The following is a 24,888-nucleotide window of genomic DNA, read 5'->3' on the forward strand; positions in this document are numbered from 1 at the left end:
CGTTTCGCGGCTTGTCCACCGCGAGCGCCCCATGCAACAACGGCGGCAAGCCACCCTGGAACGACCAAGAGCCTCCCATGAAAAAACTGACCCTGAGCGCGCTGGCCGTCATCGCATCGTCGGCAGCCACGACCGCCGCCCTGGCGCAGGACGTCGCGGCGGGCAAGACGTCGTTCATCAAATGCATGGCCTGCCATTCGATCGGGGAAGGCGCCAAGAACAAGATCGGCCCCGAGCTCAACGGGCTCGACGGCCGCAAGGCGGGCACCGTGCCGGATTTTAACTACTCGGACGCCAACAAGAATTCCGGCATCACCTGGAACGAGGCGCAGTTCAAGGAATACATCAGGGATCCCAAAGCCAAGATTCCCGGCACCAAGATGGCCTTCGCCGGCATCAAGAACGACAAGGAGGTCAACGATCTCTGGGCGTTCATCGCGCAATACGACAAGGACGGAAAGACCAAATAGGCGCGTCGCGTCTGTTCGCCCTGCTACAATCTGCGTAAATGTGCCAGTCTGGTTCGGGACAGCGTCAGGAAACCCGACGGCATGAACGATCTTCGCGACTGGTTGCGCAGTAACGGGCTTGAGCAATATGCCGACGCATTCGAGGCGAACGATATCGACCTCGACATCCTGCCGGAGCTGAACGAGCAGGATTTCGAACAACTCGGCCTGTCCCTGGGGAATCGCCGGCGGCTGATGAAGGCGGTCGCCGACCGCGGTGCCGGGCCGGCGCCATCGAAGCCTGTCCGCCCTGACGGACCGGGTTCGGGCGAGGCCGAGCGGCGTCAGGTGACGGTGCTGTTCGCCGATATGGTCGGCTCGACCGCGCTATCGGCCAAGGTCGATCCCGAACTGCTCGGCGGCCTGATCCGGCGTTATCAGGACGCCGTCGCCGGCGCGATCGGCCGGTACGGCGGCTTCGTCGCCAAGTTCATGGGCGACGGCGTTCTGGCCTATTTCGGTTTTCCCCGTGCCTTCGAGGACGCCGCGGAACGCTCCGTTCGCGCCGCGATCGACGTCCTGGCGGAAGTCGGCGGCATCGAATTGCCGGACCATACGCCGGTACAGGCACGGATCGGCATTGCTACCGGCCTCGTGGTGGTCGGCGAAATCATCGGAACCGGCACGGCGCAAGAGCACACCATCGTTGGTGAAACCCCCAATCTCGCCGCCCGGCTGCAGGCGCTCGCCGGTCCGGACACCATTCTCGTCAGCGAGTCGACCCGGAATTTACTCGGCGGGCTGTTTGAACTCGAACTTACCGGCGAACACGAATTGAAAGGATTCGCCCGCCCGGTGCCGGCCTGGCGTGTGCGCGGCGAAGCCTCGGTCGAAAGCCGCTTTGCCGCGATTCGGGCCGGCCGGAACCTGCCGCAGATCGGCCGCGCCCACGAAATGGGACTGTTGCTCGAGCGCTGGCAGCTGGCGCGGCAGGGCGAGGGCCAGATCGTGACCGTGGTCGGCGAGGCGGGAATCGGAAAGTCGCGCTCGATCGAAGCGCTGCGCGAAGCGCTGGGCGGCAAGCCGCATGCGCGGATCAATTTGCAATGCTCGCCGCATCACGGCGACAACGCGCTTTATCCGGTGAGCCAGTATCTCAGCCGCGCCGCCCGCTTCGCCGCGACCGACACGCCGGGCGCGCGGATCGAGAAACTCGGTGCCCTGTTCGCGCAGCGGACCGCTTCGGATCCGGCAGCGATCCCGCTGTTGGCCGAGTTGCTGTCGATCCCGCTGGCGGCAACGGTGCCGTCGTCGCAGACGCCGGCCCAGCGCAAGGCGTCGACGCTGGCCCTGATCGTCGACGAGTTCCTTCGGATGGGCGAGAGCGAGCCCGTGCTGATCGTGCTGGAAGACGCGCACTGGATCGACGCCACCACGCTGGAAATGATGATGCGCCTGACCGACAGCATCGGCCAGGCACGAGCGCTGGCGTTGGTGACCGCGCGGCCGGATTTCGCGCCGCCCTGGCTGGCGCGGCCGCAAGCGACCCTGTTGACGCTCGGCCGGCTGGGCCGTCAGGAATGCACGCAATTGGCCGCCGGAGTCGCCGCCGCGCACGGTCTGTCCGCGGAAACGGTCGCGGCGATCGTCGCCAAGACCGACGGCGTACCGCTGTTCGTGGAGGAATTGACCAGGAGCGTCATGGAAACGGCCGGCGAAGGCAGCGAGGTGCCGGCGACACTGAAGGATTCGCTGATGTCCCGCCTCGACCGGCTCGGCGAAGCGCGCGAAGTGGCCCAGATCGCCGCAGTCATCGGCCGGCAATTCAGCTTTGCGCTGCTCGGCGCAGTTGTCTCGGGGGATGCCGGTGAACTCCAGGCCACGCTGGCGAAGCTGGTTGCGGCGGGCATCGTCTTTCCCGAGGAGCGCGGCCTGGAACGGAGCTTCAGTTTCAAGCATGCGCTGGTGCGCGACGCCGCCTACGAGAGCCTGCTGCTGGCGCGCCGGCGCCAGTGGCACCAATGCATCGCCCATGCGCTGGAGCAGCATTTCGCCGACATTGCCGCGAGCGAGCCGAACCTGCTGGCCTATCATTTCGGTGAGGCCGGCCTGCCCGCCCCCGCCTGCGACTACCGCATGCGCGCCGGCGATCAGGCGGTGAACCGTTCGGCTTATACCGAAGCGATCGCGCATTTCTCGGCCGGTCTCAAGCTCGCCGAAGCATTGCCGGCGCAGGACGGGATGCGCCGGCAACTGGAATTTCTGCTCAAGCTGGGCTCGGCGTCGGTCGTCGCTCACGGCCTGCAGAGTTCGGAGGTAGAGGACGCCTACACCCGCGCCGGCGTCATCGGCGAGAAACTGGGTGACGGCCCCAGATTATTCCAGGCCAAATGGGGCCTGTGGATCAACGCCAATCTCCGACGCAAGACCTCGCTGGCGCGCGACCGCGCCGGCGAACTGGTCACGCTTGCGCAACGCTCCGGCGATGGCGATCTGTTGCTCGAAGCGTATCACTGCCAATGGTCGACGGCTTTTTTCCGGGGCGACGTCATGGGCGGGATCGAGGGTTGCCGGAATGGTGTCGAGCTCTACGACATGGCCCGCCACCGTCACCTCGGTCACCAGTTCGGCGGTCACGATCCCGGCGTTTGCGCGCACTCGCAGTGCGGCAACTCGCTGCAGCTGGCGGGCGAAAGAGGAAAGGCAGCGCAAAGCTTCGCAAAATCCCTCGCGCTTGCTGAATTGCTGGACCATCCCAACACCCTCGCTCATTCGCTGCACAATTGCGGCATAGGTCACCAGCTTGGCGGCGACCGCGACGCCACATTCACCGCGGCGCATCGTTCGGCGGGACTGGCGGAAAAATTCGGCTTGTTGCCGTGGCGCGCGGGCAGCCTGGTGCTCGCGGCCTGGGCGACCGCGATCGGTTCCGGCGTCGCGGACTCCGCGCGACGGATCGATGCCGAGATCGGCAATGCGTCAGCCCTCGGTCCGCTGCCGCAATATTATCTCGGTCTGGCCGCCGAAGTGCTGCTGGCCGCCGGCCGGCCGGCGGACGGCCTCGCTCATCTCGACCGCGCCGTCGCCGGGATCGATGAACCCGGCATCGGCTTCTATTTGCCGGAGATCTATCGCCTGCGCGGGGAATGCCTGCTGGCGCTCGGCCGCGACAACAAGGACGAGGCGCGGTCGGCCTTCGCGACCGCTCGCGACATCGCCAAGCAGCAGGGCGCCGTCATCTTCGAGCGCCGCGCCGAGGCGTCGCTTTCCGAACTCGCAAACAGTGCAGGCCGCGGATAACCGAGGTCCGGGTATCGCCCGCGGACGCGGGAAGATGGATGTCCGCTTTGGCGCGCGTTCCCGACTCACGCCGGACATCGCGTGAGGTCCGCGCACGGCATCCATCCGCGCGAATTATTAATCAACATCACGCAAAAGGCCTCGGCGGCGACGCGTTGACGACGCGTGTGGAGCTTTTTAGCGACCAATATCAACCGGTTATTAGGGAGTTTCATTCAGCGTCCGCGACCAAGGCCGTGTCGCGTGGATTGATTTCATTGAGGGCATTATCTTGCAGGCATTTCCCCGAATCCTGAACCGCTATTCCCTGGCGATTTTCGTGCTGGCGTGCGCCACGCTGTCCTACCAGATCCTGATCACCCGTTTCTTCAGCGTGATGCTGTATTACCATTTTGCATTCGCTGCCATTTCGCTCGCCATGCTCGGGCTTACCCGCGGCGCGATGGAGGTCTACAACAAACCCGCCCGCTACACTCCCGAACGGGTGGGCGTGGAATTCGCCTGGCATGCATCGTGGTTCGCGATCACCGGCGTCGGTGCCATGATCGCCTTCCTGTGCGCGCCGCTGGTGATTCCGCAAGAATACGTGCAGGTGACCCTGGCGATCGCGACGGTCGCCTTCGTCATGCCCTTTACCGAAAGCGGCGTCTGCATAACGCTTTTGCTGACTCGCCTGCCGTATGGCGGCGGATGGCTTTATGCGGCAGACCTTTCAGGGGCGGCGCTCGGCTGCCTGGGAGTCATCTTCGCGTTGCTGGTCGTCGACCCCGTAAGCGCCACCCTATGGATCGGAGCCTTCGCCGCCGGTGCAGGCTGGATCATGGTGCGCGACAACGGCGACATCCGCAGCCTGCGTCTGAGCGGCGCCGTCGCGCTGACACTGGCGGCCGCCGCCGCCGTGCATACCGGACTTGATGTTTCCGGCAACAACCATCTCGGTGTGTACTGGGCCAAGGGGGTTCAACAGATCGGAACGCTGTTCGAACGCTGGAATACCTACTCGCGCGTCAGGGTGACGGCGCTTGGAGAGAGCGCTCCGTTTGGCTGGGGCCTGACCCACACGCCCGCGAAAAAAATAGACCAGAACCATCTCGATATCGACGCGGATGCCGCCACGGTCATCACCCGCTACGATGGCGATATCGGCAAGCTCTCCTACCTGAAGGACGACGTCATCAACGCCGCCTATTTGGTGAAGCCGCCGGCCGACGTCGCCGTGGTCGGCGTGGGCGGCGGTCGCGACATCCTTTCCGGACTCTTTTTCGGCGCCAAACGCATTCGCGGGATCGAGATCAATCCTGCGATCTTCGAAGTCCTCACCGACAAGTTCGCCGATTTCTCCGGCCATCTCGATCGCCAGCCCGGCGTGTCGCTGGTCAATGCCGAAGCCCGCAGCTACATCAACCATTCCTCGGAACGATACGACCTGGTCCAGATATCGCTGATCGACACCTGGGCCGCGACGGCTGCCGGCGGCTTAACCCTCACCGAAAACCGCCTTTATACCGTGGAGGCGTGGGGTGACTTTTACCGGGCACTCAAGCCCGGCGGATTGCTGTCGGTATCGCGCTGGTTCGAGCCGGAGGGTCACCGCGGCGAGTTCTATCGTCTGGTGGCGATCGCGGCGAGCGCGCTCCAGCGCAGAGGTGTGCCCGCAGCCGAGCTGTCGAACCATGTCGTCGCACTCAACGTCGGCAGCATCGTCACCGTGATTACCAGTCCGGACGCCATTACCGATGCCCAATGGCTGGGGGCGCGCAGCAGACTCGAGGCCCAGGGCTTCAAGATACTGCTGGGGCCGCATGTCGGCTTCGACGACGTCACGTCGACGCTGATGGCCGGCCATGCGGACGCAGCCTTCTTCGCGTCGCTACCGGAAAATATCGCCCCCTCGACGGATGACAATCCGTTCTTCTTCTATACATCGCGCTTTCGCGATCTCGTCGGCAAGCCTTCATCGACCCTCTCCAACAACAACCCGGCGATCAGCATGACCCTGATGCTGATCGTGATGGCGCTCTGCGCCTGCGCATACTACATCGTCGTTCCCTTTGCCCGTATGGCAAGGCGGATGCCGCTGTCGGTGCTGGCGCCGCCGGTGACGTATTTTTGCGCGATCGGCATGGGCTTCATGCTGATCGAGATATCGCAGATGCAGCGGCTGATGGTCTTCCTTGGACATCCCGTCTACGGGCTGGGTGTCGTGCTGTTCACGATTCTTCTGTTTGGCGGGATCGGCAGCGCCACCGTCGGTGCGCATTCTCCCCGGCCGGGCGTACTGTTCGCCAGAGTACTCGCGCTGCTTGCGACGCTCGCGGTGGCGGGGTTGTTGACGCCCTTGTTGACGACGTGGGCGCGATCGGCAGCGACCGACATGCGCATTCTGTTGTCCGTGCTTCTGCTGGCGCCCCCGGCGTTCTGCATGGGCATGATGTTCCCGCTCGGGCTGAACATCTGGCGGCGTCACTCGGAGCTGCTGCCGTTCTTCTGGAGCGCCAACGGGATCACGTCGATGTTTGCCTCGGTGCTGGGCATGGCCTTATCCATCGAATTTGGTATCGCCACCACATATGCGCTGGGCGTCGGCTTTTACGTCGTCTGCGCAGGCATCATCGTCGGAAGCCGCCGGGCGATCCGCTTCGGCGCGCCCGCGGCGGTTCGGGCCGGGGGACTACAATTGGCGGGCGACGATAGAATCGCTTCCGTAGCCGCTTCGGACGCACCGTCAATCCAATCGGCGCAGATCGAAACAGTCGCCGATAACAAGGCGCTCGAACCGTCCGTTGCGCCGGACGTGCACGCGCGCGCCGACGAGTTTGGACGATAATCAAGATCGCGCGGAGGCGTCCCGGCCAGCCACCGCCGCACGGTCCGCGATCCCGCCGATCATCGCCTCGACCTCGGCGGTCACAAGATCCGGCGCAGCGTTCTGGATCATGTGGCCGACACCCGGCAGCACGATCAGTTTTGCGCCTGCGACCACGGCGGCGAACGGGCGCGAGTGAATATTCGTCGATACGGTCTTGTCGGCATCGCCCGTGATCACCACGGTCGGCGCCCTGATGTCGGCGTAGTGCGGCGCCTGCTCGGCCACCGCAGCCTTCAACGTCACCAGATCCCGCGCATTGGCGAGAAATTCGCGTGGACGCAGCAATAGCGGCGTCGCGGTGTTGCCGACCCAGTCTCGCGGCATGACCTGCGGCAGGAACACGCCGCGCGCGCCGGATTCGGTCAGCAAGATGCCGAGCGGCAGCGTAATGGTGTAGGCGAGCAGCGGGCCGATCACGGGCGTGGTGACAAGCTTGTTGTACCATCCGACGCCACCCGGCCACGGATAGGCCACCGGCGCCAGCATCACCAGACCGGCGACGCGCCCGGGATAGTCGAGCGCTATCCGCGCGCCCAGCGCCCCGGCCCAGGAGTGGACCACGAAGATCGCGCTGATAACGCCGAGTTTTTCCAGCGCCGCATCGATCATTCGGCCCTGGATCGCCGGCGTCGAATCCTTCTGATGCGCGCGCGTGCTCCAGCCATGACCGGGGCGATCGATCAGGATCACCCGATGATTTTTCGCGAGCCTCTTGCCGAGCGGCTGCCGCATGGTCTCCAGATTCGAGCTCGCGCCGTGGATCATCACGACCGGCGGACCATCGGCGTCGCGCGGCCCGATATCGATGACGTGGAGGGTTGCGCCGGCGACCTCGATCATCCTGCCCTGGGCGGGCCAGGCGCGCTGGATCGCAAGGACACCGGCTTGCGTGATCAGCGCCAGAACAGCCAGCGCGGCCACGACGACGATCGATATCATTTGCTACATCCTGAAGAGCCCGGGGTATCAGCTAAAGCGTGATGAGATGAGGTTAGATTGAACTAGGACGCAGCGGAAACTTTTACCTCTCCCGTAGGGCTAAGGCGTGCACACAATTTCAATAACATTTTTCTTGCCATGAGTGAATCGAGTCTGATTCCTTGCATTGCGGTCCACAAGAAGGATGATCGCATTGATGGAAGGGATGGATTGGTCAGTCGGTCGCTTTGGCGATGTGCGACTGGCCAAAAGGGGGCGCTGTTGTTGCAGCGCGCCGTTGAACGCGTCACGATGAACCTGCGTGCGGCGTCCGACGGCCGAGCTGAGTGGGTGGGGTTCAGCCGCTGGCTGAATAATCCGAATGTGACAGCGAACGAAATTGCTGTGCATAATGCAGAAGTTCTGTCGGACCGTGTCGCGGGCCTGCATGTGCTTGCAATCCAGGACACGACGGAACTGAACTATGCCAGGCACGCCGGACGGGTCCGGGGTCTTGGGCCATCCGGCAACGGACGCGATCCGGGCTTGTTTGTGCACCCCGTGCTGGCGATTGATGCGGGCAGCGGAGCCTTGCTCGGGTTGGCTGGAATGCAGATCTGGACGCGTCAGGGGCCAGCGTCCCCTGATTACCGGCGTCAACCGATCGAAGAGAAAGAATCCTATCGTTGGATTAAGGGGGCGGCGAGCGCCAAGAGCGCGCTTGCTGCGGCAGCGATGGTCACCGTGATCGGCGACCGCGAGAGCGATATTTACGAAGAGTTTGACCGGATACCTGACGCGCGCACCCATCTGCTCACGCGTGCCTGTCGTGATCGCGCCTTGGTGGGTGGCGGTCGGCTGTTTGGCATTACCGAAAGCTGGCCGGTCCGGCATCGCTTCAAGCTGGAGGTCCGAGCCCAGCCCGGTCGCCCGGCTCGCACGGCCAAGGTGGCGCTGCGCTTTGGCGAAGTGACGATCAAGCGCCCGGGCAACTGCAGCGATCCCGCAGCCGCGCATCAATTGACCTTGCGTCTGGTCGAGGTCAGGGAGCTTGATACCGCCGTCGAGGGGCCGATCCACTGGCGTCTGCTTACCACTCATGAGGTTACGACGGTTGCGCAGGCCTTGGAGATCGTTGGTTGGTATCGCGAGCGCTGGCACGTCGAACAGCTGTTCCGCACCAGCAAGAGCCAGGGTCTCGACCTTGAGAGCAGCCAGGTCGAAGCGGCCGATGCCTTGTTCAAGCTTGCCGCCATCGCAATGATTGCCGCCACCAAGATCATGCAGCTCGTCCTCGCCCGCGACGGCACGGTCGATCGCCCGGCCACCGACGTGGTAGCGGTGGAACAATTGCCAATGCTCGAGGCCTTGCAGATCCGTCTCGAAGGCAAAACAGCCAAGCAGAAAAATCCTCATCCCAGGCGATCGATCGGCTGGCTCGCCTGGATTGTTGCGCGCCTCGGTGGCTGGACCGGTTACACCTCCGAACGCCCACCGGGCCCAATCACCATGCGCCGTGGCTGGCATCGCTTCGAACAAATGGCTCAGGGTTGGAGACTCAGAGATGTGTGCACGCCTTAGCCCGTAGGGAGAGGTCGGCGCGTAGCGCCGGGTGAGGGGTTACGGTCTATCGTTGGTGCAGCGCCCCCTCACCCGATTTGCTGCGCAAATCGACCTCTCCCCGCTGGGGAGAGGTGAAGGGCACACCGATTCAAATTAAAACCATCACGCTTTAGTTACGGTTTTACGGCGCGCGAGTTTGGCGGCCAATGCCGGATCAGGGCCGCCACAATCCCTCAAGCACCAAAACCAAGCCGTCCCAGTCCCGGCATTTTGATCGCCGGCCGCCGCAGGTCGAGGCCGAACACCGCGCCGAGAAAATTGATCTCGATGCCTTCGACCCAGCCGACCGTCAGTCCCAGATAGCCGCCGAGCGTGACCCGAACGCCGGTTCGCGAAGGCGTCAGTCCGAACATGCCGCCATTGTAGGGAAAATCCTTGCCGATGGCGGTCGGCGGCAGCGTGGCCCGCAATTCCGGGGCCGCGGCCATGACCGCGGTGACAAAGGTATTGGAATTCGGTCCCGGCCAAGCGCGATAATCGCCGTAAGACCGCAGCTGATAGCCCTCGATCGCGGCACGGATTTTGGGGATCATGCGATCGGCAGCGTCGCCATCGGCCGCGGCGATCACCTTCGGCATATCGCCGAACCAACGCCCGTCGGGCGCAAAGCCGTTGACGCGGATCGGTTCGCCCCAGGCCGTGTAATCATAGCGCGTATAGCGGGGTGCATCGGACTCCTTGACCACGATCCAGCTGTGGACCGCGAAGATTCCGCGCCAGCGAACCGTCCGCGCGGCGAAAACCCGCACCAAGGCGTCAGGGTGTTGCGCGGGTGACGGCAAAAGACCGGCGCTGGAGCGGTCGGCGCTCTGCCAGTCGACGGAACGATCCCCCAGCATATATTTCACTGACGAAACCGTGATCGGGGCAACAAGCAAAAACAGCAGGCCAATCACGGATTTTCTCACAATGGGCAACTCTGGACGGCACGCATTCTTCATAAAGCCGTCATCAGCAGTTTTATATATGGGGACGATGAGCACTTTTGCCATGCGAAGTGCACGCGTCATCGAAGCTGTCGCCACCGGACCTATCCACGTAATCCACAGGAACCCGGGACGGGCAGTAAAAATTATGTCAGGGGATATTTGGAGGATTTTCGATGATGTCCAGATCGAATGAAGCCGCGATCGACGAAATCGTGGCGAGCTGCAACGGCGACGTGCGCGGCGCGCTGAGGGCGCTGCTGCTGGTCAACGAGCAACTGGAGGCTGAACTGCAGCAGCTCTACGCAGCGGTTGCCATTGGCGGGCCGTTCGAGCGCGGCAGCAGCGTTCTGCACTAGCTAGAGTCTGATTCAGAAGCAGTTGAACCGGGATCCTACTCCACCTGCGATTGGTCGGCCGCCGGATCGCCCTTCGGGCAAGCACTAATGGTCGAGCGGGCCAGCTTGGCATCCTCGACGGATTTATAGGGGCCGTCCTCGAACCAGATATCGCCCGTCACAACCGGATTGCTGGTCACGATCTCGCATTGGCTGGTGGCGCGGTTGCCGACCACCCAATACAGGCCATCCGCGAAGCAACTTGTTCCGATCGCGAGCGTCATCGCGCCGGCCAGCATCAGGGATTTCATGGCTTTGCTCCTGCGATGGGGGTCAAGCGGTCAAGTGCGGCCTGACGAAAACCGTTCCGGCTGAAGGCGGATTGTCCGTCGCCGTGGTTAATCGGCCCGCACTCCGATCGGTCAAACGATCGATCAGATGTCGCGTCCTTCGACCTTTTCGGTCAGGGTCTTGACCAGTTCGGGCACCTTGTCGAGGTGCGGGTTGACGGCGAGCGCCTTGCGGAAGGCGTCGAGCGCGCGTTTGTCGTCGCCGAGATCCTGCATGATCATGCCGAGTCCCGCCAGCGCGCCGAAATGGCGGGGTTCGCGGACCAGCACCTGCTCGATATCCTCGAGCGAATGGGCGTAATCATTCTGCAGGTAATACAGTGTCGCGCGCCGGTTCCAGCCCTCGACATAATCGGGACGCAGCTTGACCACGGCATCGAGCAATTTCAGCGCAACATCCATCTGCTGGGCGTCCATCGCGGCCTTGGCCCGCACCATCAACAGGGCCGCGGTGTCGCTGGGGGTCTGCATCCACAGCGCCCAGATCCGGGCCTCGACATGTTTGGCGCTGGCCTCATCGGGCGCCGCCTTCAGCGCGCCGAACAGGAAGTCCAGTCCGCGCGTCTTGTCAGTGCCGACCTTCGGCAGCTTGCCCGGCGGCTCCGGCAGTTTTTTCTGCTGCTTCGGCGCGCCCGGCCCCGGATCCTGCGCCGACGCCGCCATCGGCGCCACGGCGATGACAGCGGTGACGAGCAGGGCCAGGTGGCAGTTGCGCGCGAGAGAGAATCTGAATGCCATCGCCAAAGTCTAGACGCAGAAAAACGCACTGCAAAGCAGCGATGGCGTCAAAGACCTGTGATGGCGGCAGATTTCGTGAAGGCCCGAGCGCGCGTTTCAGGCTTGATTCAGCCCTGACGCGCCTTGAAACGGCGCTGAACCTTGTTGATCACGTAAACCCGACCCTTGCGGCGGACCAGACGGTTGTTGCGGTGGCGTCCACGCAACGATTTCAGCGAGTTACGGACCTTCATGGGACAATCCTGATGCTCTGAAAGGCCGTGCTGGACAGGCCGAAAAGTGGCAAATGGGCTTAATCCCGCCGGCGGCCGTGCCACCCGGGACGCGCGGTTTCTAAGCCATGCGGCGGTGGAATGTCAATGCGGGCGGGGGCGGCGCGGCGGGGATCACATGACCCGAAATATAGTGAAGAGCCCGTTTCGGACCTATTCTAAACTGGCGCGCCTGAGATTACTCCGCAGATGATTCTGGCGGGGGAAGAACGCTTGCTTGATTTGGTTGAGGTGAGAGAGCCAGCCTACGTGGTGCGGGAGGTTTTTCAGGCAATGGCGGCGTTGCGGTTTCGCCGCCATCCCAAGTAATTACGCCTCCGGTTAGCGACGCGAAACTCCAATAGAACAGGCCTGACCCAAACATTGTGAGTGCGGCCAAGTCGTCGGCCACGGATCGAAGCTCCGAAAGATCCAGGCTGATGAAGTTATTTTCATCGAAGCTTTTCTTAGATGGCTTGGCTAAGGTTAGATGCGAGACAGAAATGTCTCTTGGCCATGCGTTATGGGCCTTTGAGTGCAATAAAATATTTCTGTTTTCGGTCGAAATTCCGTAGCCAGAAATGAAATGCTCGTATCGGTCGCGAAACTCGGGTTTTTCGTATTCCGCCATTTTCAACGCTATTTCTATGCGCTCAGCGTTGTTTAGCTTTGAGAAAACCATCTTCCCCACTTGGATTTTGCCTAGGGTTAGGAAGAAAAGTCGATAGAAATTGCCTTCCAACTCGTTGTAATTGGCGGCAATGACTCCGAGCGCGTGCATATGATCTTTAAGGTTGGGGTTGTACGTCCAATCCCAACTCCACAGTTTTTCATGTCCTCCAATCGCCGCTAAAAGACCGCCATAGTAGCTCGTTTTAACCGGCTCTGGATCGTCTGAAGACATGACTAAGCCACCCAATGATTATTCTGAGAAAAGGAAGCCCAAGCGCGCTTCGAAACTGCGTTCAAGGGCGCATTGAACACGCCGCACAAGCCGCTGAAGGAGAAGCCGAAGAAACGGGAGGCTAGCAAGCCAACCTCCCGCCCTCGTTCACGTAAAAAGATAAACAAATAGCGCGACGGCCCGAAGGCAGGCGGCTACGTCCACTTTTACAGAACACCGGATGATGAGTTGCTTGCGCATCTCGTATTCCTCCGGGCAGCAGCGCGCCGCTTGCCCAAAAGGGTTTGCGGTGAAGCTCCCATCGAACGAATAAGCCGTCGTTCATGGGTGCATCGGCCCATCATTGGCGAGCTAGCATCACCTCCGACGGACCCCATGTCGCTCCCAGTTGTCCTTTTGCGGAATCGCCGGGTGTGGTGGCGAGGGCATCCGGGCTGGGCATGGGCTACGACGTATCCATTCGGGGTATCTGCATTGCGAGTGCAGCGCCGTTTGGGGCCGTAGTGCGTGAATGGTGAGCCGGCTGCTATTTTGAGTCGAGTCTATTTTGGCCGTTTTCCACGCCAACGCAGAAAGCGCCGGGCCTGACGTTTTGAAATTCGGCTTAGTTAGCTTGACGATACGTCAGACGCTTGCGCTCGTGCGCATAAAGCCAAAGCCGCACGAGGAAATGAAGCTATCGAAGGCGACCAAGAATCGCTCCGGCAAGCTTAAGCGGAAAGCCACCACAAATTCCAACGATGGCAAAGGCAATCGGCCAAAGGCAGGCGGCAAGACCAAATAGCCAATGCTGCTTGGCGACTGGAATCTTCGTCTTTTTCATCTGATCCCCCGTCTCTTCCGCGATAGGAGGGCAGATATTTGACGGGCGCACAAACGCCGGGGTCCGTGGAGTTAATGGCGTGTTAAACACATTTTGGCTTAAGCGGTTGATATCATTAGAACGTGGTCCTCTGGGGATAACTTGCTAAGTCTCTGATTTTTAACGTTTACGTTCAGCGCGGTCCCTGCGGCTTTTCCAAGCTCGAAAGCGCCCTGCCGCATGCTTCTTGTAACTGATCTTGGTGAGTCGGCCGGTACGTCAGGCGCTTGCCCTCGATACCCTTGAGAGTTTTCGCCGTCCGTTCCCCATCGCTAACGTCAAGGCCGGACGATTGTTATAACGGAATGCAAATTCCGAGAGATAGTGCCGTAAGTGCTGGTCACCGCAGACGTATAGGTCCCGCGCATACCGCCCTTGCCGAGCAATTTGTAAAGTTTGCTTTCATCCCTAACCAGGGTGGCCTTGCGGTGCACGTTGGTGAGGATTTTTTCGAATAGACGCGATCCGGCACACGCGCCGCTGGCAATTCGTCTTGCCGCGCGCGAGCATCAATGCCATGTTTCGCGCATGACGCTTAAATGCACACCGCTCAAATCACTTTGGTGGCGCTCCTCTTAAGGAGCGGCATGGCGTTATTATTTCGACTTCAACGACCTTCGCCGCCGTGATCGGTGAGCAAGGTCGTCTTCCGACAAGTCTCCAATCGCGGCGGCTCCAGCCAGGAGAAGCCATATGTTTGTCGAGACTGCGCGACCCGTCATTCTCACCGGCGATCGCACCACTGGTCCTCTTCACCTCGGCCACTATGCGGGCTCCCTGAGAAACCGGGTGGCTCTTCAGCACAGCCATCGGCAGTTCGTCTTGCTGGCTGATGCGCAGGCCCTGACCGACAATATCGACGATCCGGAAAAGGTGCGCCGCAACGTGATGGAAGTGGCGCTTGACTATCTGGCCGTCGGCATCGATCCGGCGGAAACGACAATTTGCGTGCAATCCGCATTGCCCGCGCTCGCCGAACTCACACAGCTTTATCTCAATTTTGTTTCCGTCTCCCGATTGGAACGCAATCCGACCATCAAGGATGAAATTCAGATGCGGGGCTTCGAACGTGACATTCCCGCGGGCTTCCTGTGCTACCCCGTGGCGCAGGCCGCAGACATCACGGCATTCAAGGCAACGGTCGTGCCCGTCGGACTGGATCAGGCTCCGATGATCGAGCAGACCAATGAAATTGTTCGTCGGATCAATCGACAGGTCGGTCGCGAGCTGTTGTTGGAGGCAAAGGCGCTCATTCCCTCGACGGGGCGGCTTCCCGGCGCCGACGGGAAGACGAAAATGAGCAAATCCCAGGGTAACGCGATTTCGCTTTCCGCCGGTCCTGACGAGATTCGGGCTTTTGTAAATCGCATGTACACCGACCCGAACCACCTGCGCGTCTCCGATCCCGGGATGATCGAAGGCAATGTCGTCTTTTCATACCTCGACGCGTTCGATACCGACCGCGCCGCCGTCGATGAATTGAAGGAGCGCTACCGGCGCGGAGGGCTTGGCGACGTGGTCGTCAAGCGTCGCCTTGAAGACGTGCTGCAGGAGCTTCTGAAACCGATTCGCGAACGTCGCGCGGCGGTGTCCCGCGATCCCGGTTATGTGTTCGATGTTCTGCGCTCCGGCACTGCTAAAGCGCGCGCGATAACTCAATCAACTCTCGATGAATTGCGTGACGGTCTGGGGTTGTTTTCGCTCGCTGGAACGGCATGAGACCGCCCGGCGTTGTCCGAGGAGGTTCTACCCACCTTCCGGACTTGCGCGCGAAGGCGAATTTATTGAGGCGATTCAGCCTGATTTGCCCGACGGGCGTGCTTGCCGATTTCGTGTCCAGCCCCTTTTGAAAAAATATTCTGTTTTTCCGAATACGCAAATCAGTCTATATTCCTAGCCGTCCACCCCACAGAGGGGCGTATCGCGATCGTCACGGACGCGGGGTTGGATGCGATGGACGGGGGCGGCGCCGATGACGAAAGCGCCTGCTCGCGGACGGCGAAGACGTGTGGTCCTGACGCCCCGACGCTGGCGTCAAGTTTGCGGATTAATCCGCGTAACGACGGTGGCAAGAAAGCCGATCACCGGGGAGAGCACGGTATAAGCCGTAAACCATTGCGTGCGGGAATGTCGGGTGTTTTCCGATGGCTCGCTGTGAATACTCGTGTGCATACTTACTACCAATAGCGCACACGAGGCTGCGGGTGCATCGGGCGCCCGGCATTCCCCACGCCCTCTGTTTTCAGGGCGGAGATTATTGCAAACCTCGGACGCATCGCGCCGCGAGAATGCGAAAGTGTGTCTGCGTCATTGCGAGCGAAGCAATCCATGCAGCGGCAAAAAGAAAGAATCGGGATCGCCGGCCATCAGAAAGGTGATGAAGGCCGAGCGGCCTTGTTTTTTAGTTCGGCGAAGCGGCCGTCGATGCGAGTGATCATGATGCGGCGCCAGCTGCGTTGTGCTTCGCCTCGAAGCGTGTGCCCGCGGAGAGACCCCCACCCCGGCCCTCCCCCGCAAGCGGGAGAGGGAGCAGATCTTGCCTCATGGATAATCCGTTCGTAATCGATGACAGTCCATTCGCGATCGATTCTCGCGCCGCAATCCCGGTCGGTCCCCTCTCCCGCTTGCGGGGGAGGGTTAGGGTGGGGGCTCTCTCCACGGACTCAACGCCGATATTCACTTCTTCCTCCCCGCAATATATCCGCCACCTGCGGGATGTCCTTGTCGCCGCGGCCGGAGAGATTGACCACCATCAGATGATCTTTCGGCCGCTTCGGCGCGAGCACTCGAAATGCCCGCCGACTTCACCCCAGCGGAAACTCGACCATGGCTTCGCCGGTGGCGACCTTCTCGTCGTTCTGGTTCTTCACCATGACGTCGATCAGAACCCAGCGCGAATTCGCCGTGGCCTGTTTCGACTTCACGATACCGGTCGGCTGGATGGTGTCGCCGGGCCGCACCGGCTTGACCCATCTGGTTTCGAGGCGGCGGTGAATGGCCCCGGCCCGATAGGCCCAGTCGGTGATCATCCGCGAGATCAGCCCGAAATTGTTCATCCCGTGCATGATGATCCGCCGAAATTGGTCTTGCCGAAATTGCCCTTCATGTAGTCGTCGTCGAGATGCAGCGGGTTGTAGTCGAGCGAAGCGTCGCAAAACAAACGAATGGATTCGCGGCTGACCGCGAATTGCGGCCCCTCGATGGTGTCGCCGGCGCGAAGGCTTTCGAACGTCACGGTCATGATTCCGCTCCCTCGCGTGTCACTGCGGCCGGATGGTCCAGCCGCGGCCCGAACAGATCACCGCGCCATGCTGGTTGAAGAAGACATTGTCGTGCACCACGAACAGCCGTTCGCGCTTGATGAACTTGTCGAGCGCGCGGGCTTCGAGCCGGATGGTGTCGTTCGGCCGCGCCGGGATATGGTAGCTCCAGGACTGCCCGGCATTGACGGTGCCGGGGCTGCGCATCCAGTCATCGGCCGGCGTACAGGCAAACATCAAGAGGATGTGAATCGACGGCGGCGCGATCAGCCCGCCATAGCGGGTGGTTTTGGCGTAGGCTTCATCGAAATAAACAGGATGATCTTCGCCGACCGACTTGCAGTACAAGGCGATCGCCTCCTGCGTCAGCGTGTAGGGGATGGTCTTGCGCGGCTCGCCCGGGACGATGTCGTCCCAGAGCTTTCGCAGGTTGGCGTCTTTCCAGAAATCGGTCTCGAAGGCTTCCGCCTGCGCCATGATGTCCTCCCGTTTTCGTGGTCTTGTTCCGGCTATCTTGCCAATTTTGTTATATGGTATAATCAATTCGCAGCGCTGTACAATCGAGCGGCCGCCGGGAAATCGAAATGTCCAAATTGAAGCTGCCCAATCTTGAAGACGTCGTCGCGATCGACATCCACACCCATGCCGAAGAGCCCTGCGGCATGCATGGCGATGACGGCTACGATGATTTCCAGGCCCAGATGGCCGACTATTTCAAATCGCCCAACAAGCATCCGCCGACGGTGCCGGAAACCGCGGCCTATTACCGCGCCAAGAAGATCGCCGCGGTGATCTTTCCGGTCGACGCCGAGCGCGAGACCGGATTCCGCCGCTACAACAATTACGAGATGCTGGAAGTCGCCGCCGAGAATTCCGACGTGCTGATCCCGTTCGTCAGCATCGATCCGCACAAGGGCAAGCTCGGCGTTCGCGAGGCGCGCAAGCTGATCGAGGAATTCGGCGTCAAGGGCTTCAAATTCCATCCGACCATGCAGGGCTTTTATCCGAACGACCGCATGGCCTATCCGCTGTACGAAGCGATCAACGACGGCGGCGCGATCGCGCTGTTTCACACCGGCCAGACCGGCGTCGGCTCCGGCATGCCCGGCGGCATGGGGATGCGGCTGAAATATTCCAATCCGATGTACATGGACGATGTGGCGGCGGATTTTCCCGACCTCAAGATCATTCTCGCCCACCCCTCGTTCCCTTGGCAGGAAGAGGCGCTGTCGGTCGCGACCCACAAGCCCAACGTCTACATCGACCTCTCCGGCTGGTCACCGAAATATTTCCCGCCGATCCTGGTGCGCTATATCAACTCCATTTTGCAGGATAAGATGCTGTTCGGCTCGGACTGGCCGGTGATCACGCCCGACCGCTGGCTGTCGGACTTTTCGAAACTCGAGATCCGCGACGAGATCAGGCCGAAAGTGTTGAAGGCCAACGCGCGCAGGCTGTTGGGTATCTGAAACGACATTCGATCATTCTGCGGATGTAGTACCGTCATTTGAAATGGTGATCCTTGGCGAAGCTCTGCAAAGCCGCTGCGTTCGTCACCGCGCTCTTGATCGGAAATGCGGTCGAATGCTTTGCGGCTCAGCCCGAGCCGTCCGGGACCGTCGTTGAATTCGAGAACCCGCTGGCCAGCCGGTTGCCGCTGCAGGGCTACCTGAGACAGCCAAATATGGCAGGTCCCTTTCCCGCCGTGGTGCTGCTGCATGGATGCAATGGCAATTGGCGGCGGCTCGACGAGCGTTGGGGAAAGAGGATCGCAGCCTGGGGCTATGTGACGCTCACGGTCGACAGCTTTGGTCCGCGCGGCCTGAAAAACACCTGCGGCGGCGGCGCTCCTGTCGATCTGGCCTTCGATGCGTACCGGGCCTTGAACTTTCTGGTGCGCCAGCCATTCGTCGATCCCGCTCGCGTCGTGGCGCTGGGTTTTTCGCAGGGCGGATGGCTGGCTCTCACCTCGGTCGAACATGGCGCGGTCGAGCAAATATCCCAAAACAAGTTCCGTGCGGCGATCGCTTTCTATCCGCCATGCCTTGGCTTCAAGGGCAACATGACCGTTCCCACATTGATCCTGATCGGTGAACTCGATGACTGGACCCCGGCGCTGGAGTGCCGCAACATGGTGGATGGCCGGGACGATTGGGGAATATCCAGGCACAAGGGTGAAGGCGCTCCGGTGCAGCTCGTCGTCTATCCCGGCGCCTACCATGCCTTCGATGCCGTCACCCTCCAGACGCCCATTCAATATTTCGGACATCACCTCGAATTCAACCAGCCGGCAACGGATCGATCGATCGACGCGGTTCGCGAGTTTCTTGACGCGACCATCGGCGGAAAGGAGCAGGCCAGATGACCATCAAAGCCGTCGTGTTCGACGCCTATGGCACACTCTACGACGTTCAGTCGGTCGCCGCCGTCACAGAGGAGGCTTTTCCCGGCTATGGCGAGATGATCACGCAGGTCTGGCGCATCAAGCAGCTCGAATACACCTGGCTGCGTTCGCTGATGCGGCGCTATCAGGATTTTTCGGTCATCACGGCGGATTCGCTGGCCTACACGCTCAGGGTGCTCGGACTGAAACACGACGCCGGCGTATTCGAGCGCATCATGGAGAAATATCTGCATCTCGATCTTTATCCGGATGCGGCGGCGGCACTTGCGGCGATGCGAGGCCGCAAGCTGGCTATTCTTTCCAACGGCAGCCCCGGCATGCTCAATGCGCTGGTCCATAACAGCGGTCTCGACCGCGTGCTGGACGCCACCATCAGCATCGACTCCCGGAAAATCTTCAAGCCTGCGCCCGACGCCTACACCCTGATCGAATCCGTCCTCCGCGTGCCGCCCGCGGAAGTTCTGTTCGTGTCGTCGAACCCATGGGACGCCTGCGGCGCCAAGGCCTTCGGCCTCAACGTCGCCTGGATCGAACGGGTGACGCCGGAAGCGATGGCGCTGGCTTGCGTCAAAAACGATTCCGTTGCCCCGCTGACGATGTTCAAGGCGATCCGGACCCAGATGGACGAGTTGGGGCTCGAGCCCGATTATCGCATCCACGCGCTCGCAGAACTGCCCGCCCTGGTCGCGGCTCATGAGTCTTGAATATGAGTCTTGAATCGGTGCGCGCGTTCTTCGCCGCAAAGGCGCCCGACATCGCCGTGATCGAATCGCCGATGAGTTCGGCGACGGTGTCGCTGGCCGCCGAAGCCCATGGCGTCGAGCCCGGCCGGATTGCGAAAACGCTGAGCCTGCGGATCGGCGAGCGCGTGGTGCTGATCGTGGCTGCTGGAACGTCGCGGATGGACAACAAGAAAGTGAAGGCGCGCTTCGGCGGCAAGCCGAAGATGCTGGGCCTTCACGAGGTCGCCGAAATCACCGGCCATGAAGTCGGCGGCGTCTGTCCGTTCGGACTGAAAACGCCGCTGCCGATCTATTGCGACGTGTCGCTGAAGGCATTCGACGAGGTAGTGCCGGCTGCGGGATCGACCCACAGCGCGGTGCGCATTGCACCGTCGCGAATGGCCGAACTGACCGCCGCCGAATGGGTCGACATCTGCCAGGATCCGTCGTAGTGCCCGGCGGTTCTATTGGTCGTCGTAGTCGGGTCTCGGCCGACCGTTGGGCACCGGCTGAGCGTAACGCCGGCGAGGCGCGGCCTGCTCCGGCGCGCTGGCATTCGATTCGAATACCGCCCGGCACGGTCCGCTCAGCTGTGCGGTATTTTGCCGAAGGCACGCGACGATCCGGTTGGTGTCCGGTATCTGTTCGCCGCAGAGCCGGAAAACGTCGGGGGTGCAGGCCAGCTGTTGTTCCAGCGTTCCCCGGTTTTCCTGCGAAAAAGCCGCATCTTGAACGGCGATGCCGCCGGCCACGCCTATCGCAAGACTCAGAACAATTCGGTGCGCTCTCATGTCCGACCCTTCTTTCGGATTCACCGGCGGGCATGTTCGCTGTGACAAACTGCTCCACCCGAGGATTGAAAATAAACGGGGCAGGCGAAGGTTCACACCGGACAACAAAATGTGAAGGCGGACCGCTTCTTTGCGCTGCCCTATTCCACCTTGCCGATCTTCTTCACCGCCGCGATCAGGCGCGCGCTGTCTTCAGTCATAAATTTTGTAAACTCCGGCGCGTCCATGTAGGCGACCGGACTACCCGCGGTCTCGAAGGTTTTTGTCACTTCAGGACTTTTCACCGCTTGCGCCATCGCTTCGCGCAGCCGCGTCATGATCGGCGCCGGCAGCGCGCTTTGCGCGAACAGCCCGGCCCAGATATAGAATTCGACGTCCTTGTAGCCGAGTTCCCTGAAGGTCGGCAGATCGGGGAAACTCGCGATCCGCTCCGCGCCCCAGTTCGCGAGCACGCGCATCTTGCCGTCGTCGACCTGCTGCTTCAGCGTGCCCGGCGCCGACGCCAGCGCCTGTACCGTTCCGCTCATCAACGCGTTGAGCGCGGGGCCGGCACCGCGAAACGGAATGTGCAGCAATTTGATGCCGGCACTGGCCGCGAACATTTCCATCGCCACGTGCAGCGTGCCGTAGGGGCCCGACGAGCCGTACGGAATCTGGCCGGGACGCTTTTTGGCGTCGTCGACGAAATCCTGCAGGGTCTTCCACGGCGCCGAGGCCGGCACCGCAAGCAAAGTGGGATCGGCGAGCACGCGCGCGACCGGTGCGAATTGCGAGACTTCATAGAGAGGGGGACGGTCGAACAATCGGTCGGCCTCGGGCAACACCGCAAGCGACGACAGCGTCATCAGCAGGGTGTAGCCATCGGGTTCGGCGCGTGCCGCGGCCGCATTGCCGATCGATCCGCCGGCGCCGCCGGCGCGATTGTCGACGACGACCGACTTGCCGAGAATTCGCTCCAGCGACTGCGCCACCGGTCGCGCCGCCAGATCGGCCTGCCCGCCAGCCGGGAACGGCACGATCATGGTGACGGTGTGCGACGGCCAGGCGTCAGCATGCGCGGAATTCGAGAGCGCGACCTGCACCATCGGCAGCGCCGCGGCGGCTTTGAGAAGTTCACGTCGGTTCATCGGCAGTTTCTCCCCGGAAGGTTTTTGGTTGGTTGTTGGATGTAGCCTTATCGAAGAACGGTTGCGTCGGCAAAGGCGCTTTTGCGCCGTGCCCGCCTACGGAGGCTTTCGCTTCGTCTTCGCAAAATGTTTCGCCAGAAACTCCGCCAGCACCTCGACCCGCGCCGGGCGCGGGCCGCCTGGCGGCATCACCAGATGCACCGAGCCTTCGGTCTGCTTCCAGTCTTTCAGGATGACTTCCGCCTCGCCCGACGCGATGGCGTCGCCGACGATGAATTCCGGCAGATCGGCGATGCCGAGCCCGGCCAGCAGCGCCGGCATCAGCGCCTCGCCGTTATTGACGCGCAGCGGGCCCGCGGGGCGCACGCTGGCCTGTTCGCCGGCGGCGTTGGTGTAGTGCCAGACATCGGGCGTGGAGAGATAGGCATAGCCGAGACATCGATGCTGGGCGAGGTGCATCGGATGGGTCGGGCGGCCGTGGCGATCGAGATAGGCGGGCGAAGCCACGGTGTAGCGCGGCATCGCGCACAGCCGCCGTGCGATCAGCGATGAATCCGGCAGGCTCGCGATCCGCAGGCCCGCGTCGAACCCCTCCCCGACCAGGTCCACCATGGCATCGCCGAGGTGAAGGTCGATCGTGACGTCGGGATACTGCTTTAGAAATTCCGGCAGGATCGGCGCTACCGCCATCACCCCGAACGTCATGGGCACGGCGAGCCGCACCAGTCCGCGCGGCATCACCGATTGCGCCAGCGCCTCGTTCTCGGCCGCCTCGCCATCAGCCAGCAGGCGCGCGGCCCGCTCCGACAGTTTTTGCCCGGCATCGGTCAAGGCGAGCCGACGCGAGGTGCGGTTGAACAGCCGCGCGCCGAGCCGCTCCTCCAGCCGGCTGACCGCCTTGGACACTGTCGCCTTGGACAGCGCCAGCTCGGTCGCAGTAGCGGCAAACGACCGTAATTCCACGACTTTTGCAAAGATCGCGAGGCCTTCGAAATCGGGGAGTTTTGCCATTCGGCACCCATTCTATTGGAGCAAATATAGAAACAATGGATTTCAATAGTTTCTATTTATACCCTCAAGGCGAGCGCATATCCAGACTTCAACGGAAATTCAATCCAAGGAAACATCCCATGATCGAACTCAGACCTTTTGCAAAACTCGGCAGCGCCGACCACGGCTGGCTCAAAGCCAGGCATCACTTCTCATTCGGTAGCCACTATGACCCCGGCAACACGGGCCACGGCTCGCTGCGGGTGTGGAACGACGACGAGATCGCGCCCAACACCGGCTTTCCCGCGCACCCCCATGCCAACATGGAAATCATCACCTATGTCCGCGAAGGCGCGATCACCCATCAAGACAGTCTCGGCAACAAGGGCCGTACTGAAGCCGGCGACGTTCAAGTGATGAGCGCCGGGACCGGCGTGCGTCACTCCGAATACAATCTGGAGCCGACCAAGACAAAAATCTTCCAGATCTGGATCGAGCCGACCACGCAAGGCGGCCAGCCGACCTGGGGCGCCAAGCCGTTTCCGAAGTCGGATCGCTCCGGCAATTTCGTCACCATCGCCAGCGGATTTAAGTGCGATAACGACGCGCTGCCGATCCGCGCCGATGCACGCGTGCTCGCCACCACGCTGAAGGCTGGCGAGAGCGCGGAGTACGCGCCGGGCAAGACCCGCAACCTCTATCTGGTGCCGGCGGCCGGCAGCGTCGACGTCAACGGCGTGCGGGTCAAAGCCCGGGACGGCGTGGCGATCCGCGACGAGGCACGGCTCAGGATCACCGCACTGGAAGATTCCGAACTGGTGCTCGTCGACGCGGCGTGACCTCACGTTTTCGTCATGGCCGGAGCAAATCCGGCCATGACGACCGAATTAGTTTGCAACCCCTCTCCCACCCCAACCTGCTCCCTGGAGACCAACCATGACAAAAGTTCTTGTGCTGTATTATTCCGCCTACGGTCACATCGAGACGATGGCGAATGCCGTCGCCGAGGGTGCCCGCGAAGCCGGCGCTACCGTCGACGTCAAGCGGGTGCCCGAATTGGTGCCGCCGGAAGTCGCAAAGGCGTCGTACTACAAGCTCGACCAGGCGGCGCCTGTGGCCAAGGTCGAAGACCTCGCCAATTACGACGCCGTCATTGTCGGTACCGGCACCCGCTTTGGCCGCATGGCCTCGCAAATGGCGAATTTTCTCGACCAGGCCGGCGGTCTCTGGCTCAAGGGCGCGCTGCACGGCAAGGTCGGCGGCGCCTTCACCTCGACCGCGAGCCAACACGGCGGCCAGGAGACCACGCTGTTCTCCATCATCACCAATCTCCTGCATTTCGGCATGACCATCGTCGGCCTGAATTACGGTTTTTCGGGCCAGTTGGAACTCAATGACGTCACCGGCGGTTCGCCCTACGGCGCCACCACGATTGCGGGCGGCGATGGCAGCCGCAAGCCAACCGAAAACGAACTCGCCGGCGCGCGCTATCAAGGACGCGTGATCGCGGAGACGGCGAAAAAACTGCATGGCTGATGCGAAGCGGGCGGCATTCTCTTTCGCGAGTGCCGCCCCATCTAGATCATGGGATGAAGGACTTCGCCATGATCGAACTTCTCTTTATCTATGAGATGGCCCGCAACCCGGTACGGGCCGTCACGCGGCGCTGGTGGTGCCGCAGCCTGTTCCGCGCCTCGCGCGGCAAGCGCCGCTGTCCGGAAGGCCCCGGTTCATGACCCGTTGCCGCGTCCGGACCATCGCTGCCTGAAGGCGGCGGAACCAGACGGCGTTGGCGCAGTTGGGTCACGCGCATCCGCGCCTGGAGATTCGCAATGTCCAACAAAACAGCTCCCAAAGACACTGAGCAAAAATCCGCCACGCCGCATCCCGGCATGATGGGCGACGGAACCGAGGAGCAAAACCTCGATCAGCCTGGAAATCCCGCCGCCCGCATCAAGAAAGACGAAGTCGACGCCGCCTTCAGCAAGGACACGGCCAAGACAAAATAACGCAGGCATCCCCAACTGCCGTGAGTTCGCATATAAAGGCCGGGCCGGATCGCGCCC

Annotated in this window: 27 protein-coding genes and 2 pseudogenes; 14 read left to right on the forward strand and 15 right to left on the reverse strand. The window is 61.8% G+C overall.

Annotated features, from left to right (window positions below):
• Window positions 1-77: 77 nt before the first annotated feature.
• The 3 genes from cycA to B5527_RS32845 all read left to right on the forward strand — a co-directional run bounded on the left by cycA (window position 78) and on the right by B5527_RS32845 (window position 6,576).
• Window positions 78-470 (forward strand): cytochrome c-550 CycA, encoded by a 393-nt coding sequence (gene cycA, locus B5527_RS32835; RefSeq protein WP_079607692.1) that lies wholly within the window; start codon window positions 78-80, stop codon window positions 468-470.
• Window positions 471-551: 81 nt separating this feature from the next.
• Window positions 552-3,749 carry an adenylate/guanylate cyclase domain-containing protein gene (locus B5527_RS32840; protein ID WP_079605199.1) on the forward strand — a complete coding sequence of 1,066 codons (3,198 nt, stop codon included), beginning with the start codon at window positions 552-554 and terminating at the stop codon, window positions 3,747-3,749.
• Between the two features lie 271 nt (window positions 3,750-4,020).
• The gene (locus tag B5527_RS32845; RefSeq protein WP_245332356.1) at window positions 4,021-6,576 is read left to right on the forward strand and encodes a hypothetical protein; all 2,556 of its coding nucleotides are present in this window, start codon (window positions 4,021-4,023) and stop codon (window positions 6,574-6,576) included.
• Here B5527_RS32845 and B5527_RS32850 read toward each other — a convergent pair whose 3' ends face one another.
• Complete coding sequence (locus B5527_RS32850; protein WP_079605200.1) at window positions 6,577-7,557, reverse strand: alpha/beta fold hydrolase; 981 nt, start codon at window positions 7,555-7,557, stop codon at window positions 6,577-6,579.
• 261 nt (window positions 7,558-7,818) lie between these two features.
• On the opposite strand from B5527_RS32850, the gene B5527_RS32855 reads away from it, so the two are divergent.
• Window positions 7,819-9,117 (forward strand): IS4 family transposase, encoded by a 1,299-nt coding sequence (locus B5527_RS32855; protein ID WP_172842477.1) that lies wholly within the window; start codon window positions 7,819-7,821, stop codon window positions 9,115-9,117.
• Window positions 9,118-9,332: 215 nt separating this feature from the next.
• Here B5527_RS32855 and B5527_RS32860 read toward each other — a convergent pair whose 3' ends face one another.
• A complete protein-coding gene (locus B5527_RS32860) occupies window positions 9,333-10,100 on the reverse strand; it encodes a DUF3750 domain-containing protein (protein WP_079605201.1) in 768 nt (255 codons plus the stop codon).
• Window positions 10,101-10,261: 161 nt separating this feature from the next.
• Here B5527_RS32860 and B5527_RS32865 point away from each other — a divergent pair, with 161 nt between their 5' ends.
• Window positions 10,262-10,444: a hypothetical protein gene (locus B5527_RS32865; protein ID WP_079605202.1), complete on the forward strand. Its 183-nt coding sequence runs from the start codon at window positions 10,262-10,264 to the stop codon at window positions 10,442-10,444.
• 35 nt (window positions 10,445-10,479) lie between these two features.
• On the opposite strand, the gene B5527_RS32870 is transcribed toward B5527_RS32865, so the two are convergent.
• The 6 genes and pseudogenes from B5527_RS32870 to B5527_RS32890 all read right to left on the reverse strand — a co-directional run.
• Entirely contained in the window at window positions 10,480-10,734 is a 255-nt protein-coding gene (locus B5527_RS32870) for a hypothetical protein (protein WP_079605203.1), read from the reverse strand.
• 123 nt (window positions 10,735-10,857) lie between these two features.
• Window positions 10,858-11,511: a tetratricopeptide repeat protein gene (locus B5527_RS32875; RefSeq protein WP_079605204.1), complete on the reverse strand. Its 654-nt coding sequence runs from the start codon at window positions 11,509-11,511 to the stop codon at window positions 10,858-10,860.
• 107 nt (window positions 11,512-11,618) lie between these two features.
• Window positions 11,619-11,744: a type B 50S ribosomal protein L36 gene (ykgO, locus tag B5527_RS32880; RefSeq protein ID WP_002718645.1), complete on the reverse strand. Its 126-nt coding sequence runs from the start codon at window positions 11,742-11,744 to the stop codon at window positions 11,619-11,621.
• Between the two features lie 217 nt (window positions 11,745-11,961).
• Complete coding sequence (locus B5527_RS32885; protein ID WP_154072644.1) at window positions 11,962-12,666, reverse strand: hypothetical protein; 705 nt, start codon at window positions 12,664-12,666, stop codon at window positions 11,962-11,964.
• 676 nt (window positions 12,667-13,342) lie between these two features.
• Window positions 13,343-13,489: a hypothetical protein gene (locus tag B5527_RS44765; RefSeq protein WP_154072645.1), complete on the reverse strand. Its 147-nt coding sequence runs from the start codon at window positions 13,487-13,489 to the stop codon at window positions 13,343-13,345.
• A 241-nt stretch (window positions 13,490-13,730) separates the two neighbouring features.
• Window positions 13,731-13,998: pseudogene (locus tag B5527_RS32890) on the reverse strand (IS1595 family transposase); the annotation flags it as partial.
• Window positions 13,999-14,221: 223 nt separating this feature from the next.
• On the opposite strand from B5527_RS32890, the gene trpS reads away from it, so the two are divergent.
• A complete protein-coding gene (trpS, locus tag B5527_RS32895) occupies window positions 14,222-15,247 on the forward strand; it encodes a tryptophan--tRNA ligase (protein ID WP_079605206.1) in 1,026 nt (341 codons plus the stop codon).
• Between the two features lie 630 nt (window positions 15,248-15,877).
• Here trpS and trpA read toward each other — a convergent pair.
• The 4 genes and pseudogenes from trpA to B5527_RS32905 form a co-directional block, all read right to left on the reverse strand.
• Window positions 15,878-15,966, reverse strand: a pseudogene (gene trpA / locus B5527_RS44770) (tryptophan synthase subunit alpha); the annotation flags it as partial.
• 366 nt (window positions 15,967-16,332) lie between these two features.
• Window positions 16,333-16,593, reverse strand: a complete 261-nt coding sequence (locus B5527_RS47205) for a MaoC family dehydratase (RefSeq protein WP_276329288.1) — start codon at window positions 16,591-16,593, stop codon at window positions 16,333-16,335.
• Window positions 16,581-16,769: a MaoC family dehydratase gene (locus tag B5527_RS47210; RefSeq protein WP_276329289.1), complete on the reverse strand. Its 189-nt coding sequence runs from the start codon at window positions 16,767-16,769 to the stop codon at window positions 16,581-16,583. The genes B5527_RS47205 and B5527_RS47210 overlap by 13 nt, the downstream gene beginning before the upstream one ends.
• A gap of 19 nt (window positions 16,770-16,788) precedes the next feature.
• Window positions 16,789-17,265, reverse strand: a complete 477-nt coding sequence (locus B5527_RS32905) for a MaoC family dehydratase (protein ID WP_079605207.1) — start codon at window positions 17,263-17,265, stop codon at window positions 16,789-16,791.
• Window positions 17,266-17,372: 107 nt separating this feature from the next.
• On the opposite strand from B5527_RS32905, the gene B5527_RS32910 reads away from it, so the two are divergent.
• The 4 genes from B5527_RS32910 to B5527_RS32925 are packed head-to-tail and all read left to right on the forward strand — an operon-like array spanning window position 17,373 to window position 20,366.
• Entirely contained in the window at window positions 17,373-18,257 is an 885-nt protein-coding gene (locus tag B5527_RS32910; RefSeq protein ID WP_079605208.1) for an amidohydrolase family protein, read from the forward strand.
• Window positions 18,258-18,310: 53 nt separating this feature from the next.
• Window positions 18,311-19,153, forward strand: coding sequence for a dienelactone hydrolase family protein (locus B5527_RS32915; RefSeq protein ID WP_079605209.1), 843 nt, complete (start codon window positions 18,311-18,313; stop codon window positions 19,151-19,153).
• Window positions 19,150-19,896 carry a haloacid dehalogenase type II gene (locus B5527_RS32920; protein WP_079605210.1) on the forward strand — a complete coding sequence of 249 codons (747 nt, stop codon included), beginning with the start codon at window positions 19,150-19,152 and terminating at the stop codon, window positions 19,894-19,896. The genes B5527_RS32915 and B5527_RS32920 overlap by 4 nt, the downstream gene beginning before the upstream one ends.
• A gap of 2 nt (window positions 19,897-19,898) precedes the next feature.
• On the forward strand, window positions 19,899-20,366 hold the full coding sequence (locus B5527_RS32925; protein ID WP_079605211.1) for a YbaK/EbsC family protein: 468 nt from the start codon (window positions 19,899-19,901) through the stop codon (window positions 20,364-20,366).
• Between the two features lie 12 nt (window positions 20,367-20,378).
• On the opposite strand, the gene B5527_RS32930 is transcribed toward B5527_RS32925, so the two are convergent.
• The 3 genes from B5527_RS32930 to B5527_RS32940 all read right to left on the reverse strand — a co-directional run bounded on the left by B5527_RS32930 (window position 20,379) and on the right by B5527_RS32940 (window position 22,843).
• On the reverse strand, window positions 20,379-20,666 hold the full coding sequence (locus tag B5527_RS32930; RefSeq protein ID WP_338065054.1) for a hypothetical protein: 288 nt from the start codon (window positions 20,664-20,666) through the stop codon (window positions 20,379-20,381).
• Window positions 20,667-20,845: 179 nt separating this feature from the next.
• Window positions 20,846-21,832: a Bug family tripartite tricarboxylate transporter substrate binding protein gene (locus B5527_RS32935; RefSeq protein WP_079605213.1), complete on the reverse strand. Its 987-nt coding sequence runs from the start codon at window positions 21,830-21,832 to the stop codon at window positions 20,846-20,848.
• Window positions 21,833-21,928: 96 nt separating this feature from the next.
• Window positions 21,929-22,843 (reverse strand): LysR family transcriptional regulator, encoded by a 915-nt coding sequence (locus B5527_RS32940; protein ID WP_079605214.1) that lies wholly within the window; start codon window positions 22,841-22,843, stop codon window positions 21,929-21,931.
• A gap of 119 nt (window positions 22,844-22,962) precedes the next feature.
• On the opposite strand from B5527_RS32940, the gene B5527_RS32945 reads away from it, so the two are divergent.
• The 4 genes from B5527_RS32945 to B5527_RS45540 all read left to right on the forward strand — a co-directional run bounded on the left by B5527_RS32945 (window position 22,963) and on the right by B5527_RS45540 (window position 24,831).
• Window positions 22,963-23,661 carry a pirin family protein gene (locus B5527_RS32945; RefSeq protein ID WP_079605215.1) on the forward strand — a complete coding sequence of 233 codons (699 nt, stop codon included), beginning with the start codon at window positions 22,963-22,965 and terminating at the stop codon, window positions 23,659-23,661.
• A 97-nt stretch (window positions 23,662-23,758) separates the two neighbouring features.
• The gene (gene wrbA, locus B5527_RS32950; RefSeq protein ID WP_079605216.1) at window positions 23,759-24,358 is read left to right on the forward strand and encodes an NAD(P)H:quinone oxidoreductase; all 600 of its coding nucleotides are present in this window, start codon (window positions 23,759-23,761) and stop codon (window positions 24,356-24,358) included.
• 53 nt (window positions 24,359-24,411) lie between these two features.
• Window positions 24,412-24,558, forward strand: a complete 147-nt coding sequence (locus tag B5527_RS45535; protein ID WP_172842733.1) for a hypothetical protein — start codon at window positions 24,412-24,414, stop codon at window positions 24,556-24,558.
• A 96-nt stretch (window positions 24,559-24,654) separates the two neighbouring features.
• Complete coding sequence (locus B5527_RS45540; RefSeq protein WP_172842734.1) at window positions 24,655-24,831, forward strand: hypothetical protein; 177 nt, start codon at window positions 24,655-24,657, stop codon at window positions 24,829-24,831.
• Window positions 24,832-24,888 lie beyond the last annotated feature (57 nt).

The sequence above is a fragment of the Bradyrhizobium erythrophlei genome, from assembly GCF_900129425.1.
GTDB lineage: Bacteria > Pseudomonadota > Alphaproteobacteria > Rhizobiales > Xanthobacteraceae > Bradyrhizobium > Bradyrhizobium erythrophlei_C.